General features: G+C 51.4%; 12 protein-coding genes and 1 other annotated feature. Of the genes, 6 read left to right on the top strand and 6 right to left on the bottom strand.

All coding sequences use genetic code 11. From position 1 onward, the window contains the following. The first annotated feature begins 235 nt into the window (after nt 1-235). Nucleotides 236-517 (top strand): hypothetical protein, encoded by a 282-nt coding sequence (locus KDD30_RS12695; RefSeq protein ID WP_211646192.1) that lies wholly within the window; start codon nt 236-238, stop codon nt 515-517. 82 nt (nt 518-599) lie between these two features. On the opposite strand, the gene KDD30_RS12690 is transcribed toward KDD30_RS12695, so the two are convergent. The 3 genes from KDD30_RS12690 to KDD30_RS12680 all read right to left on the bottom strand — a co-directional run bounded on the left by KDD30_RS12690 (nt 600) and on the right by KDD30_RS12680 (nt 4762). Continuing rightward, nucleotides 600-2099, bottom strand: coding sequence for a carbon starvation protein A (locus KDD30_RS12690; RefSeq protein ID WP_211646191.1), 1500 nt, complete (start codon nt 2097-2099; stop codon nt 600-602). Nucleotides 2100-2372: 273 nt separating this feature from the next. Continuing rightward, complete coding sequence (gene btsR / locus KDD30_RS12685; protein WP_211646190.1) at nt 2373-3086, bottom strand: two-component system response regulator BtsR; 714 nt, start codon at nt 3084-3086, stop codon at nt 2373-2375. Further along, nucleotides 3083-4762, bottom strand: a complete 1680-nt coding sequence (locus KDD30_RS12680; RefSeq protein WP_211646189.1) for a sensor histidine kinase — start codon at nt 4760-4762, stop codon at nt 3083-3085. Before KDD30_RS12680 ends, btsR begins: the two co-directional genes overlap by 4 nt. A gap of 217 nt (nt 4763-4979) precedes the next feature. On the opposite strand from KDD30_RS12680, the gene KDD30_RS12675 reads away from it, so the two are divergent. Both KDD30_RS12675 and tyrA read left to right on the top strand, forming a co-directional pair. Then, complete coding sequence (locus KDD30_RS12675) at nt 4980-6050, top strand: 3-deoxy-7-phosphoheptulonate synthase (protein WP_211646188.1); 1071 nt, start codon at nt 4980-4982, stop codon at nt 6048-6050. 15 nt (nt 6051-6065) lie between these two features. Continuing rightward, nucleotides 6066-7193 carry a bifunctional chorismate mutase/prephenate dehydrogenase gene (gene tyrA, locus KDD30_RS12670; RefSeq protein WP_211646187.1) on the top strand — a complete coding sequence of 376 codons (1128 nt, stop codon included), beginning with the start codon at nt 6066-6068 and terminating at the stop codon, nt 7191-7193. A 52-nt stretch (nt 7194-7245) separates the two neighbouring features. Here the strand turns inward: tyrA and pheA are convergent, their stop codons facing one another. The 3 genes from pheA to bamD form a co-directional block, all read right to left on the bottom strand. Next, nucleotides 7246-8421 (bottom strand): prephenate dehydratase, encoded by a 1176-nt coding sequence (pheA, locus tag KDD30_RS12665; protein ID WP_211646186.1) that lies wholly within the window; start codon nt 8419-8421, stop codon nt 7246-7248. A gap of 59 nt (nt 8422-8480) precedes the next feature. Next, nucleotides 8481-8602 (bottom strand) — a sequence feature (Phe leader region). 122 nt (nt 8603-8724) lie between these two features. Next, on the bottom strand, nt 8725-9081 hold the full coding sequence (gene hpf, locus KDD30_RS12660) for a ribosome hibernation-promoting factor, HPF/YfiA family (protein WP_211646185.1): 357 nt from the start codon (nt 9079-9081) through the stop codon (nt 8725-8727). Between the two features lie 395 nt (nt 9082-9476). After that, nucleotides 9477-10202, bottom strand: coding sequence for an outer membrane protein assembly factor BamD (gene bamD / locus KDD30_RS12655; protein ID WP_211646184.1), 726 nt, complete (start codon nt 10200-10202; stop codon nt 9477-9479). Between the two features lie 140 nt (nt 10203-10342). On the opposite strand from bamD, the gene rluD reads away from it, so the two are divergent. The 3 genes from rluD to clpB all read left to right on the top strand — a co-directional run bounded on the left by rluD (nt 10343) and on the right by clpB (nt 14747). Next, on the top strand, nt 10343-11317 hold the full coding sequence (gene rluD, locus KDD30_RS12650; RefSeq protein WP_211646183.1) for a 23S rRNA pseudouridine(1911/1915/1917) synthase RluD: 975 nt from the start codon (nt 10343-10345) through the stop codon (nt 11315-11317). Between the two features lies 1 nt (nt 11318). Further along, a complete protein-coding gene (gene pgeF, locus KDD30_RS12645) occupies nt 11319-12047 on the top strand; it encodes a peptidoglycan editing factor PgeF (RefSeq protein ID WP_211646182.1) in 729 nt (242 codons plus the stop codon). Nucleotides 12048-12173: 126 nt separating this feature from the next. Beyond that, nucleotides 12174-14747 (top strand): ATP-dependent chaperone ClpB, encoded by a 2574-nt coding sequence (gene clpB, locus KDD30_RS12640; protein ID WP_211646181.1) that lies wholly within the window; start codon nt 12174-12176, stop codon nt 14745-14747. The last annotated feature ends 90 nt before the right edge of the window (nt 14748-14837 follow it).

The following is a 14837-nucleotide window of genomic DNA, read 5'->3' as shown; positions in this document are numbered from 1 at the left end:
GTGACCTGGCGAGCACTCAGATACTGACAAGCTTCAGCACTTTGAATCTCACCGATGCCGGATGGCTTTCATCAACGGTTCATCAAAAAGTGGTGCGTAGTCTGGTTTTTGCATTAAAACCGTGCGAATCAAAGTATTCTTCTCCAGCGGGTCTAGGCTTGTGATAACGTGAAATCACCATGTTTTAGTTTCACGTCACATCTATCTTCAGTAGAAACTTTCGAAGGATAAAACGATGAGCGAAACATTGAGTGCAGTTGGTGCATACAGCCCATTTAAAGATCAATTATCATCTGAAGCAAAGCTGGCTTTTGATGAAGCCTTTCAGGGGTTTGTGGGGGTGAAATATCAGCCGGTGGCGTTTGCACAACAAGTAGTCAACGGCGTGAACTTTAAGTTTTTCTGTAATGCCGAAGTTGTGATCCCGGGTTCAGTCACCTATCCCGCAATGGTGACCATTTATAAACCACGTGAAGGCAGAGCCTCTATCACGCACATTGCGAAAGTACTGGATTAATTCCATCGAAAAGTGATGACGAAATCCCAATCAAAAAGCCAGCAAGGAATGCTGGCTTTCTTATGTTGGGCGGGGACCGCAATTAAGCTGTGGTCGTCGCCTTGGTATTTGACTTCACTGGCTTCGCTTGTGCATCGTCTTCGGTCAGATCGCCTTTTCCTTTGGAAATCATGATGACGTAGACGGTAATCGCCAGAGATGCGACCACACCAATGATTGTCGATTCCATCATCTCCCTTCCGAAGCCCAGCTGACTGTTATTCAGGATAAAGGTGATGACCACGGAAGTCATAAAGATAGCCGGTATTGTGGTTACCCAGTGCAGTTTATTATGGCGCAGCAGGTAAGCCGAGGCGGTCCACAGCATCATCACAGCGGTAGCCTGATTTGCAAAGCCGAAGTAACGCCAGATAATACCGAAGTCGACCTGTGTCAGAATGCCACCAATCACAAAGAGCGGTACGGCCATCATCAGACGGTTCCGCAGGCTCTTTTGTTCCAGGTTGAAATACTCAGCCAGGATCAGGCGGCTTGAGCGGAAAGCCGTATCCCCCGAGGTAATTGGCAGAATCACCACACCCAGGAAGGCAACCACGCCACCGACCACACCCAGCAGGCCGAAAGACGCGCTGTAAACCACGTTACCCGGACCACCGTTTGCAACCGCATCCGACAGGCTTTCAACTGAGCCGAAGAAAGACAGCGCCAGTGCACACCAGATCAGGGCAATCACACCCTCACCGATCATCGCACCGTAGAAGACAAAGCGGCCGTTCTTTTCGTTTTCCATGCAGCGCGCCATCAGCGGAGACTGAGTGGCGTGGAAGCCGGAGATTGCACCGCAGGCAATGGTGATGAACAGCGCAGGCCACAGTGGCATGTCATTCGGGTTCATGTTGGTCAGCATCTGGCTGACTTCGTAATCACCCAGCAGTGTGTATTCACTGGAGAAAGCAATCGCAGTGATCAGACCAACCGACATGAAAATCAGCAGGAAGCCAAACAGCGGGTAGAAGCGACCGATGATCTTATCTACCGGAACAATGGTCGCGATGATGTAATAAGCAAAGATAATGGCAACCATGGTGCCCATGCTGACCGTCAGGTCGGTTTGCTCATTTACCAGACTCGTGATCATCCCAGCGGGCGCTGAAACGAAAACCACCCCAACCAGCAACAGCAGCACAATGGCGAAGATGTTCATGAAATGTTTGGCGCCATTGCCCAGGTATTTGCCGGAAAGTGTCGGCACGGAAGCACCGCCGTTGCGCACAGACAGCATCCCCGAGAAGTAGTCATGCACGGCACCGGCAAAGATACAGCCCAGAACAATCCAGAGCATGGCTGCAGGGCCATAGAGGGCACCCATGATCGGGCCGAAGATCGGACCGACACCGGCAATGTTCAGCAGCTGTACCAGGTACACTTTTTTCTTCGACATCGGGACATAGTCAACACCATCCTGCTTACTGAAAGCTGGCGTCTGACGTTGTTCGTTAATGCCAAAGATCTTTTCAATGAATGCACCGTAGATAAAGTAGCCGCCAATCAGCGCAGCCACACAAATCAAAAACCAGGCCATATCTGTGCCTCACTCGTGTAGGGTTAAGTTAGTGGTTTATCAACGCTGGCATCATAGCGACTGGCCGGACAGACGCACGCTGGAAATCAGTGAGTGGCGCTATAGCGATGCTGAGTGGTCGATTGTCCGGTTAAGTGGCGGGCCAGAATGCCGGGCGGTCGTATACAGCGCTGAACGGCAGCGGTGGAGATGAAGGGGCAGACTTTCCCGCCTGAGTGGCATGACAACCGGAGCAAGCGGTATGCCCCGGAGCCAGTGATTGAGATGTGGGAATCAGCTCAGGCCAAACCTGTCTTTAATTTCTTTCAGGAACCGACGGCTGACCGGGACGGGATGTCCGTGCAGTGTGGTGATTTCGGCCAGACCATTCTCCAGTAGCTTGATTTCACGAATGGCCTGCGGATGAACCAGATACTGACGGTGGCAGCGGATCAGCGGCGTTTTTTCTTCCAGTACTTTGAGGGTCAGTTGCGTGGTGGCTCGGGTGTCTTTGGTGACCACATGCACGCCGGATAAATCCGAGCAGGCGTACGTAATTTCTGCCGGACTCAGCAGCAGGATCCGGTGATGACCACTGCAGGGGATCAGTTCCAGCATGTCGCTCAACAGGGGCGTATAATCCGGCTGGCGCAATTCCCGCTTGAGTTTATTCAGCGTTTTATCCAGCCGGGACGGTTCTACGGGCTTGAGCAGATAATCGAAGGCGTTGTCCTCGAATGCCTTGATGGCGTAATCATCATAAGCCGTGACGAAAACCACTTTGGGCATGGTGTCCGGATCCAGCATGCTGAGCAATTCAATCCCGGTGATTTTGGGCATTTGAATATCCAGAAATACGACCTCGGGCTTCAGGGTGTTGATCAGTTTCAGCCCTTCAATCGCATTGGCACCACTGCCGATGATCTCGACATGGCCGCTGTCGAGCAGCAGATCAATCAGTTCTTCACGGGCATAAGGTTCGTCATCAATAACGAGTGCTTTGATCATGACTGTCCGTTCTCCTTCGGCAGAGTGATGGTCGCCAGAGTCCATTGATCGGGCTCCCAGGTCATTTGCAGCCCATATTCCTGGCCATACTGATTTTTGAGTCGCTTATCGACGATTTTCATCCCGAGTCCGCTTTCTTCGCTGACGGGCTGATAAAGTCCGGCATTATCCCGCACTTCAAGGATAATCCGCCCGGAAGTTTCATAGGCACTGACGGTCAGTTGCCCGTTTTCCAGCAGATTTGAGGTGCCGTGTTTAATGGCATTTTCAACCAGAGGCTGCAGGGTAAAGGTCGGAATTCTGATCGGCAACAGCGCATCGTCAATCCTGATTTCGACTTGCAACCGATCGGCAAACCGTGCCCGTTCGATTTCAAGATAAGCATGGACATGCTGCAGCTCTTCTTCGAGCGTGACGGTTTCAATATTCTGCTTCAGGTTGCGGCGGAAAAACTGGGACAGGTGCTGAATCAACTGCCGGGCTTTATCCGGGTCACGCCGGACCACGGCATTGATGGTGTTGAGCGCGTTGAACAGGAAATGCGGATTGACCTGAGCCTGCAGCAAGCGCAGTTCGGCTTGTGTCAGCAGCGTTTGCTGACGGTTATATCGGCCGGTCAGAATTTGGTTGGACAGCAATTTGGCGATCCCTTCGCCCAGCGTCAGGTTAATGGTCGAGAACAGCTTGCGCTTGGGTTCGTAGAGCTTAATGGTCCCGATGACCTCGTGATTGCCCCCAATCAGTGGGATCACCAGTGCCGAACCGAGTTTGCATTTATCATACAGCGAGCAGCAGTAAGGCACTTCATAACCATCGGCATAGACCAGCTCGCAGTTCTCTATTGCTTGTTTGGTATGTTGAGATGAAATGGGGGTGCCCGGTATATGATGGTCATCACCAATCCCGATAAAGGCCAGAATTTTATCTCGGTCGGTAATCGAAACCGCACCGACGCCTGTTTCTTCATAAACAATTCGTGCGATTTGTTTGGAGTTCTCCTGATTGAACCCCTGGCTGAGTATACCCACGGATCGCTGAGCAATTTTCAGTGCCCGGCTGGAAAAGGCAGCCGAGTATTTCTCGTAGATGGTTTTCTTGTCCCGGATGATGCTCATAAACAAAGCTGCACCCACAGAGTTGGCGATAACCATCGGCAGGGCAATCGCGCTGACCAGGCTGTAAGCTTGATCAAAGGGTTCAGCCACCATCAGAATAATCAGCATTTGCAGAATTTCTGCTACCAGCGTAATTGCAAACACTGTCAGCGGACGGAAAATCGCATCAAAATTACTGCGCCGGACGAAGTAGCTGTGCATGATCCCACCGATCACCCCTTCGACTGTCGTAGAGATCGCACACGCAACGTCGGTAAAACCGCCCATACTGTAACGATGAAGGCCGCCGGTCAGCCCCACGGCAAAACCGACCACGGGGCCACCCAGCAGGCCACCCATGACAGCCCCGATGGCACGGGTATTGGCAATGGCATCTTCAATGTGCAACCCAAAATAGGTGCCCAGAATACAGAACAGCGAAAACAGGATGTAGCAGGCAAAGCGCTGAGACAGTCTGCCGGACACCGTTGTAATCGGCATGAAGAGAGGCGTCTTGCTCAGCAGGTATGCCAGAACCAGATAAACACTCAGCTGTTGCAGTAAAGAGAGGATGAGTTCCATGAAGATGCCGGATTCGGGAAATTGGCGTTTATGGTAGCTTTCTTTCGTTGAAAGGCAATCTTTGGCTTTGTGTGTAAATTTTAATTTACGAATGGTATTTTTTCTTTACACGCTATTGCCCCATGAAAAGTCAGTTGTTATTGTCTTTCAACAGACAGGGGAAATCCTGTTGTAACTATAAATTTACACCAAGCAATCACAAGATCAGGATGGCCCCATGCAGAAAGATGTATTGAATAATGTCCATATTCAGGATGAGCAGGTTTTGATTACCCCGCAGCAATTGAAGGATAAGCTGCCGGTCAGTGACTCAGCCCTGAAATTTATTGAGCAATCAAGAAAAACGGTTGCTGACATTATCCATAAACGAGATCACCGCCTGCTGGTGGTGTGTGGCCCCTGTTCGATTCATGATGTTGAAGCTGCCAAGGATTATGCCCGTCGATTTAAAGAGCTGGCAGAAGAGGTGAGTGATCAGCTTTATCTTGTGATGCGTGTGTATTTTGAAAAACCAAGAACGACGGTGGGTTGGAAAGGCCTGATCAACGACCCGCATCTGGATGGCTCTTTTGAAATCGAAGAAGGCCTTCACATTGCCCGTCAGTTGCTGATTGATCTGGTCGAAATGGGGATTCCGATTGCGACCGAAGCGCTGGATCCGATCAGCCCGCAGTACATTGGTGATCTGTTCAGCTGGGCCGCGATTGGCGCCCGGACCACTGAATCTCAGACGCACCGGGAAATGGCCAGTGGTTTGTCGATGCCGGTCGGTTTCAAAAATGGGACCGATGGCAGCTTGGGCACTGCAATTAATGCGATGCAGGCTGCAGCTTCCGGTCACCGTTTTATGGGCATTAACCGGGAAGGTCAGGTTGCCCTGCTGAACACACAAGGCAACCCGGACGGTCACGTGATTTTACGGGGCGGCAAGCAAACCAACTATGATTCTGTCTCTGTCGCTGAATGCGAAAATGAGATGAATGCGGCGGGCCTCAGTCCGGCCTTGATGGTAGACTGCTCGCATGCCAATTCCCGTAAAGATTACCGTCGTCAGCCGCTGGTGGCAGAAGATGTGATTCACCAGATTCGTGAAGGAAACCGCTCTGTGATTGGCCTGATGCTGGAAAGTCATTTGAATGAAGGCAATCAGAGTGCGGATCTGGATCGCAGTGACATGGCTTATGGTGTGTCCATTACCGACGCCTGTATCAACTGGGAAAGCACAGAAACTCTGCTGCGTCATGCGCATCAGGAATTGATTCCTTTTCTTCAGGATCGCATTCAATAAAGGAACAACAGACGTATGGTTGCTGAACTGAGCACGCTCCGTGATCAAATTGATGAAGTAGACAAGCAGATGGTGGCACTGCTGGCGCGCCGTCTGGCTTTAGTGGAAGAAGTCGGGCATGTGAAAAGTCAGCACGGATTACCGATTTATGCCCCGGATCGCGAAGCAGCCATGTTGGCGTCGCGCCGTCAGGAAGCGGCAGATCAAGGCGTACCGCCTGATCTGATTGAAGATATTCTTCGCCGTACGATGCGCGAGTCTTACGCCAGCGAGAATGACTCGGGATTCAAATGTCTGAACCCTGAACTCCGGCCGATTGTGGTTGTGGGGGGGTATGGTCAGTTGGGCAGCCTGTTCTGTCGCCTGTTTGAACTCTCCGGGTATCAGGTTCGTCAACTGGGCAGTCAGGACTGGGATCAGGCCGAGGCCTTAGTTGCTGATGCCGGTATGGTTGTGGTGACGGTGCCGATTCATCTGACCGAGCAGGTGATTCGTCGTCTGCCGACTTTGCCGGATGACTGCATTCTTGCCGATCTGACCTCCATTAAGAGCGGTCCGCTGCAAACGATGCTGGAAGTGCACTCGGGTCCTGTTGTTGGTCTGCATCCGATGTTTGGCCCGGATATCAGTAGTCTGGCCAAACAGGTGGTCGTGTACTGTGATGGCCGTAACCCGGAACACTACCAGTGGCTGCTGGAGCAGATCCAGATCTGGGGGGCCAGTCTGAACCGGATCAGTGCGATCGAACATGATCAGGGGATGACGCTGATTCAGGCGCTGCGACATTTCACCTCGTTTGTGTATGGGGTGCATCTGGCGGAAGAAGATCCGCGGCTGGATCAATTATTGTCGCTGAGTTCACCGATTTACCGTTTGGAACTGGCGATGGTCGGCAGGCTGTTTGCGCAGGATGGCCAGTTGTATGGTGACATTATTATGTCTTCACCACAGAATATCGCGATGATTAAGCGTTTCCATCAGCGTTTTGGTGAAGCGATTCAGATTTTGGAAAATCAGGATAAAGCCGGTTTTAAAAAGGCGTTTGACCAGGTCGAAAGCTGGTTTGGTGATTATGCGGGCCGCTTTATGAAAGAGAGTCAGTCTCTGTTGCGGCAGGCCAATGACGCTGCACACCGCAGCTGATTTTTTCTTCCGATTCAAATCAAAGGCCAGCGATTGCTGGCCTTTTGCGTGATTACTCCAGTGTGTCGACTTCGGCTGGTTTCACGTTCTCACTCGGGTAACAGCCCAGAACTTTAATGAAACGGGTCAGTTTGGTCAGCTCTTCCAGCGCCACTTGCATGGCTTCTGATTTGAGGTTGGTTTCCACATCTACATAGAACATTTCTTCCCATGGATTGCCAATCACAGGACGGGATTCCAGTTTCGCCATATTGATATTGAGGTTGCGTAATACAAGCAGGCATTCCACCAATGAGCCCGGCTTCTGACCGGTGGACATGATCAGTGTCGTTTTGGCCGGAATCAGAGGCGTCACATCGACTGCTTTTCGGGCCACCACAATGAACCGGGTATAGTTTTCCTGCTGGTTCGCAATATTGGCTTTGAGCGGGGTCAGACCGTAGATTTCACCGCTGGAAGCATTGCCGATAGCCGCAATATTCGGCTGCTTGAGCTCGGCGACCTGCTGCATGGCATCAGCAGTACTGGAGGTATATTCCTGCCTGATGTCACCCAGAGTGTGCAAAAACTCGCTGCATTGCTGATGTGGCTGGGGATGTGAGTACAGCGTATCGATTTGTGCCAGTGTTGTGGGCACAGCCGTCAGCAGGCAATGCTCAATGGGTTGCGTGATTTCACCGACAATCGACAGGCTGGTATGTTGGAGCAGATCGTAGACTTCATTGATGGAGCCCGAGCTGGTGTTTTCGATTGGCAACACACCATAATCTGCCTGACCCGTTTCCACCACATTCACCACTTCGCGGAAATTGTCACAGCCGATTTCGACAAGCCGGGTCTGTTTGCGACTGAAATACTGACGACTGGCCAGATTCGAATAGGAACCTTTTGCCCCCAGAAAAGAGACACGGGCAACCGGCTGGAGACTTTCAGGGTTGGTCAGTTTCTGCAGATAAGCCTGCTGAAACAGCACCGAATCTTCAATGATGGTATGGAAAATCTGAGTCACGTAATTGGCATCTAACTGACGTGTTTTACCTTCCTCAATTAACCGGAGCAGCAGCGCCTGTTCCCGTTCTAAATCCCGGACGGGTTTGGCTGTTTTGATCTTACTTTTGGCGACTTCCAGACTGAGTTGACGCCGTTCACCAAGAAGCGCCAGAATTTCATTATCAATCCGGGTTACTTGGGTTCGGATCTCGTCCAGTGAGTGATAACTTTTGGTCATTCGGATTCCCTGTCTGTTTTATTTTTTTGTTGTGCTTGCATGATCGGGCCACGGCCTGAATAAAAAAAGCCTCCCGGTTGGGAGGCTTGCTGTTCGTCTTTCGCTTATTTCTTGCGTAACGAGAGCCCCCGGTTATGGCGAGCGAAAAAAGAAGCGAAAGAAAAACAGGCGAATGTGCATCATGGCAATTTGAACTCTGTGTAATGAATGATTGTTTCGTTGTTCAGGAATCAACCTATGGTGAATCCGGGATCATGTCAAGAATAAATCGGCCCCGCCGTTGGGCAGGGCCGTGTGATGGGGTTAAGCTTCGAAGTCTTCAGCGGTCTCTTCCTGCTGAATGGCGACAGGCTTCTGGCTGTGACTGGCGCGACGTGCTTCTGGTTTATGCGTTTGTTTACTCAGTTGTCGTTCCAGTTTCTGATACATGTCTTTAATGGCTGCATACATGTTTTCCTGTTCAGAGGACGCCACAATATTACCCCCAGGAATGCCGGCTGTTGCTTCCACCTTGAAGTGCCGGTTTGGTTCTTTACTGATGACAGCATGTTTGCCAATCAGTGGGACTTGGAAGCGCTCCAGCTTATTGAATTTCTCTTCAATGCGCTCACGGATAGCAGGGGTGACATCAATGTTTTTGCCTGTGACTTCTACTTGCATAGTCTCTCTCCTGTTTTGCTACCCCTTGGTGGGTTAAGTTCAGATTACGCTTCTCAAACTGAAAAAAAGTGATCTTGATCAACTTTGCGAAGTAAATTAATCCACCAATTTATTTCTGTGATTTGCTCTGCTTTGTGACAAGAAAATGACGACAAAAGCCTTGTCGAGCGACTCAACATTACGGCAGTATGAAGAAATATCGTGACTGGCGGCCTGTGCTGCTCAGGGATTTTTTTCGGCCAGCAGATCAAGGGTGGCAGAGAAAGCCGGCGACTGAGTGGGAACATGAGGTGCTGAAGCCTGAGCTGTTACAGACCCTGGACGAAAAAAGTGAAACAAAAAACGGCAGCCGGATGAGCTGCCGTTTTTTGTTTGCAGAGAATGAATAGAGTGCGTTACGCCGGATTGAGGTCGATCAATCGTTGCGTATGCTGCGCCGGCGTGTCCAGTCCGAGCTTCTCATAAGCGGTCAGCATCAATGGCAGTGATTTCTTGGCTGCTTCTGTGTCTGGATACAGACGCTGGATCTGCTGGCAGCGGTTTATCGCGGCCACCCAGGCCTCACGGCGAACGTAAAAATCAGCAGTGGCCAGTTCATAATCGGCCAGACGATTTTTCAAGTAAACCAAACGGGCTTTGGCATCCGCGGCATACTGGCTTGACGGGTATCGTTCCAGCAGACGTTTGAAATCCCGGAATGCCTGACGGACCGGTTCCGGATCCCTGTCGTGGCGATCGATGTTAAAAACATCATGCATAAAGGAGCGATCCTGCGCCATGTGGGTCAGGCCACGCATATAAAGCACCCAGTCCGCTTTTTCGTGCGTAGGATTGAGCCGCGTAAAGCGATCAATGGTGGCTTCACCCAGTGCTAAATCATCATTCTTGTAATACGCGTAAATCAGATCGAGCTGTACCTGCTCCGAGTAAGCGCCAAACGGATATCGGGAATCCAGCGTTTCCAACCGTTCGATCGCTGTGACCCAACTACCACTTTGCAGCGCTTCCTGTGCACTGGAATAAAGCTCGGATGGTGGAATATCCGGGACGACTTCCTCTGTACTGGAACATCCAGAGAGAATCGCAGCGGCAAGAAATGTCGGGATTATCAGGCGTTTCATTACGGCGTCAGTTTCCTTGGTCATAATTTATTTCTGTGATCCATTACGGTCAGAGCCGTTAACGGATACAATGACAGCTAATCTCTGTCATTTTACGCAGCGTTTGAGCTTTAGTCTCACGCTTTTTGAAAAAGTTCTTTATGGCACAGCAAATAGAGTTAAGCAACATAGTAAACGATAGCCAATTAGGTCAGCGTCTGGATCAGGCACTGGCAGAGTTGTACCCGGATTATTCCCGGTCCCGCATCAAAGATTGGATTCTGAACGGCAATGTGAAGGTGGATGGCGAAGTCATTACCAAACCGCGTACCAAGATGATGGGCGGTGAACATCTGAATGTCGTCGCTGAAATCGAAGATGAAGAGCGCTGGATTGCACAGGATATTCCGCTCAACATTGTCTACGAAGATGAGCACCTGCTGGTGATGAACAAGCCGCGGGATTTTGTCGTTCATCCGGGGGCAGGCACCCCGGATGGGACGGTACTGAATGCACTGCTGCATCACTGCCCGTCGCTGGCAGAAGTGCCGCGTGCCGGGATTGTGCATCGTCTGGATAAAGACACCACAGGTCTGATGGTGGTTGCGAAAACCATCCAGTGTCAGACGCGTCTGGTCCGTGCGCTGCAAAAGCGGAAAATCACCCGTGAATATGAAGCCGTTGCCATGGGCAAAATGACCGGTGGCGGTGTGGTGGAAAAACCAATCGGGCGTCATTCAACCAAGCGAACGTCGATGGCCGTGCATGAACTGGGTAAGCCAGCGATCACGCATTATCGGGTTGCAGAGCACTTCCGGGAGCACACGCGCCTGGTGCTGCGTCTGGAAACCGGACGGACACATCAGATCCGTGTGCACATGGCTTATTTGTCTCATCCGCTGGTGGGGGATGTTTTGTATGGGGGACGTCCGCGTCCGCCGCGTCATGCATCACAGGAATTGATTCAGGCGCTGCGTGCGTTTGACCGTCAGGCACTGCATGCGCGGATGCTGCGATTGGAGCACCCGATCACGGGTGAGCTGATGGAATGGCATGCGAAGACACCGGATGATATGGTGGAACTCGTTGAAATTTTGCGTCAGGACAAACTTGACCACCCAGAGGACGATTACTGAGATGTGGATTACCCCAGACTGGCCAGCTCCGGCACATGTGAAAGCCATGAGTACGACGCGTTCCGGCGGTATCAGCCAGGGTTCGTATGAAGGGCTGAATCTGGGGGATCATGTCGGTGATGAACCAGCAGCGGTTGCGCATAATCGTCAGTGGTTGCAACAGCAACTGGGACTCGTCCATGCGCCTGCCTGGTTAACACAAACCCACAGTACGATCGTGCTGGATCTGCACGGGCCGCTTTCTCCGGCCCCGAATGCGGATGCCAGCGTCACCCGTGAATCGGGCATTGCGTGCACAGTGATGACCGCCGATTGTTTGCCTGTATTGCTGTGTGACCGTCAGGGCACGCAAGTGGGAGCGGTGCACGCTGGATGGCGCGGACTGGCTGACGGCATTCTGGAAAAAACGGTCAGGACATTTTCTGCTGAGCCCAACCAGATGTTGGCTTGGCTCGGCCCTGCAATCGGCCCGGCTGCTTTTGAGGTGGGCGGCGAGGTCCGCGAGCGTTTTGTATCCGAGCAACCAGACGCCGCATCAGCATTCACGCCCAAAGGTGAGAAATGGCTGGCTGACCTTTATCTGCTGGCAAGACTTCGGTTACAGCGAGCGGGGATCACCCAGATCTTTGGCGGGACTGAATGTACCTATGCAGACCCTGCCCGCTTTTATTCGTACCGACGGGATGGTGTGACCGGCCGGCAAGCTAGTCTGATTTGGCTGTCTCAATAATTCTTTCCCATTTTAGAAAAGCGGCTTCGGCCGCTTTTTATATCCCTACAATTGATGCTTGAAAAGCAACAGCGCCGTAACCATATATCAAGAGAATGACAGGGTCATATTGAGCGTGGAGGACTTATGCGTCTGGACCGGTTTACAAGCAAATTTCAATTAGCGATTTCTGATGCGCAGTCGCTGGCTTTAGGTCGCGATCATCAGTATATCGAGCCCGTACATCTCATGATGGCACTGATGAATCAGGACAGCAGCACCACTCGTCCGTTGCTGACTTTGCTCAATGTCGACATGACTCAGTTGCGTTCCAGTCTGGCTGAACAGTTAGATCGCTTACCCAAAGTGAGCGGAATTGGTGGCGACGTTCAGTTGTCTCACAGCATGGGCGTATTGTTCAACATGTGTGACAAGCTGGCCCAGAAACGCAAAGACAAATTTATCTCTTCCGAATTGTTTATTTTGGCGGCAGTGGATGACAAAGGCCCGCTGGGAGAACTGCTGCGAAAAGTTGGCCTCACGGCTCAGAAGGTTGAAGAAGCCATTGAAAAAATTCGCGGCGGCCAGAAAGTGGATGATCCGAATGCGGAAGAAAATCGTCAGGCACTCGAAAAATTCACGATTGATCTGACTGAACGAGCTGAGCAGGGCAAACTCGACCCTGTGATTGGCCGTGACGAGGAAATTCGCCGGACAATTCAGGTCCTGCAGCGCCGGACCAAAAACAACCCGGTGCTGATTGGTGAGCCTGGGGTCGGTAAAACCGCCATTGTTGAAGGATTGGCACAACGAATCGTCAACGGCGAAGTGCCGGAAGGCTTGCGCAATAAGCGTGTGCTGTCTCTGGATATGGGCGCTTTAATTGCCGGCGCAAAATATCGCGGTGAGTTTGAAGAGCGTTTAAAAGCTGTTCTGAATGAACTGGCTCAGGAAGAGGGCAGTGTCATCCTCTTTATTGATGAGCTGCATACCATGGTTGGTGCCGGGAAAGGTGAAGGCGCCATGGATGCCGGGAACATGCTCAAACCTGCACTGGCGCGCGGCGAACTGCATTGCGTGGGTGCCACAACGCTGGATGAGTATCGTCAGTTTATTGAAAAAGATGCCGCGCTGGAACGTCGTTTCCAGAAAGTGCTGGTGGATGAGCCAAACGTCGAAGACACCATTGCGATTTTGCGAGGCCTGAAAGAACGTTACGCGCTGCATCACCATGTCGAGATTACCGATCCGGCAATTGTTGCGGCAGCTAGCTTGTCTCATCGTTATATTTCTGACCGGCAGTTACCGGACAAGGCCATCGATCTGATCGATGAAGCGGCATCCAGTATCCGGATGCAGATTGATTCTAAGCCTGAATCGCTGGACAGACTTGAGCGCCGGATCATCCAGTTGAAAATCGAACAGCAGGCATTATCGAAAGAAAATGATGATGCCAGCCAGAAGCGACTGGCTGTGTTGAGCGAAGAGCTGGAAGGAAAAGAAAAAGAATACGCGGAACTGGAAGAAGTCTGGAATGCTGAAAAGGCAGCGCTATCCGGTACTCAGCACATTAAAGCTGAACTCGAGCAGGCGCGTACCGATATGGAAATTGCCCGCCGTGCCGGTGACCTGAATCGAATGTCGGAATTGCAGTACGGCAAGATTCCTGCACTTGAAAAGCAATTGGACCTGGCGGCTCAGGCCGAAATGCAGGAAATGACGCTGCTGAAAAACCGGGTCACGGATGCTGAAATCGCGGAAGTCTTGTCCCGTCAGACGGGGATTCCTGTTTCCCGGATGCTGGAAGGCGAACGGGATAAGCTCCTGCGGATGGAAGAAGCGCTCCATGCCCGGGTGATTGGCCAGGATGAAGCGGTCAGTTCTGTATCCAATGCGATTCGTCGCAGCCGTGCTGGCCTTTCCGATCCGAATCGTCCGATTGGTTCATTCCTGTTCCTTGGCCCGACCGGGGTGGGGAAAACCGAGCTGTGTAAAGCGCTGGCGAACTTCATGTTTGACAGTGATGATGCCATGGTACGGATTGATATGTCCGAATTCATGGAGAAGCATTCTGTTGCCCGTCTGGTGGGGGCACCTCCGGGTTATGTCGGTTATGAAGAAGGGGGTTACCTGACAGAAGCGGTGCGTCGTCGTCCTTATTCCGTCATTTTGCTGGATGAGGTTGAAAAAGCGCACCCGGATGTATTTAACATCCTGCTTCAGGTTCTCGACGATGGCCGACTGACCGATGGACAAGGCAGAACGGTGGACTTCCGGAACAGTGTCATCATCATGACGTCGAATCTGGGATCTGATCGGATTCAGGAGCATTTCGGTGAACTGGATTATGAAGGCATGAAAGCGACGGTGATGGAAGTTGTCAGTCATCACTTTCGCCCTGAGTTTATCAACCGGGTTGATGAAACCGTGGTCTTCCACCCGCTGGGCGATAAACATATTAAGAATATTGCCCGGATTCAGATTGCTCGTCTGAGCAAGCGCCTGGAAGAAAAAGGTTTTGAACTCAAGGTCGAGGACTCTGCGCTTGATCTGATTGCAAGCGCTGGTTTCGACCCTGTATATGGTGCCCGGCCTTTGAAACGCGCAATTCAGCAATATATAGAAAACCCACTGGCGCAGGATATCTTGTCTGGAAGCCTGAACGTTGGAAAACCAATCGTGCTTTCTGCGAAAGATGAAAAAATTTCTGCCAGCCAGTAATTCTCTGATGCTCTTTCACTGGAAAAAGCCTGCTTCATCGCAGGCTTTTTTTATGCTTTTGGATTGAAAGTGTGTTTGTTTTGAGCGTAA

The sequence above is a fragment of the Photobacterium sp. GJ3 genome (assembly GCF_018199995.1).
Taxonomy (GTDB): domain Bacteria; phylum Pseudomonadota; class Gammaproteobacteria; order Enterobacterales; family Vibrionaceae; genus Photobacterium.
This window is presented reverse-complemented; position numbering and strand designations above follow the sequence as displayed.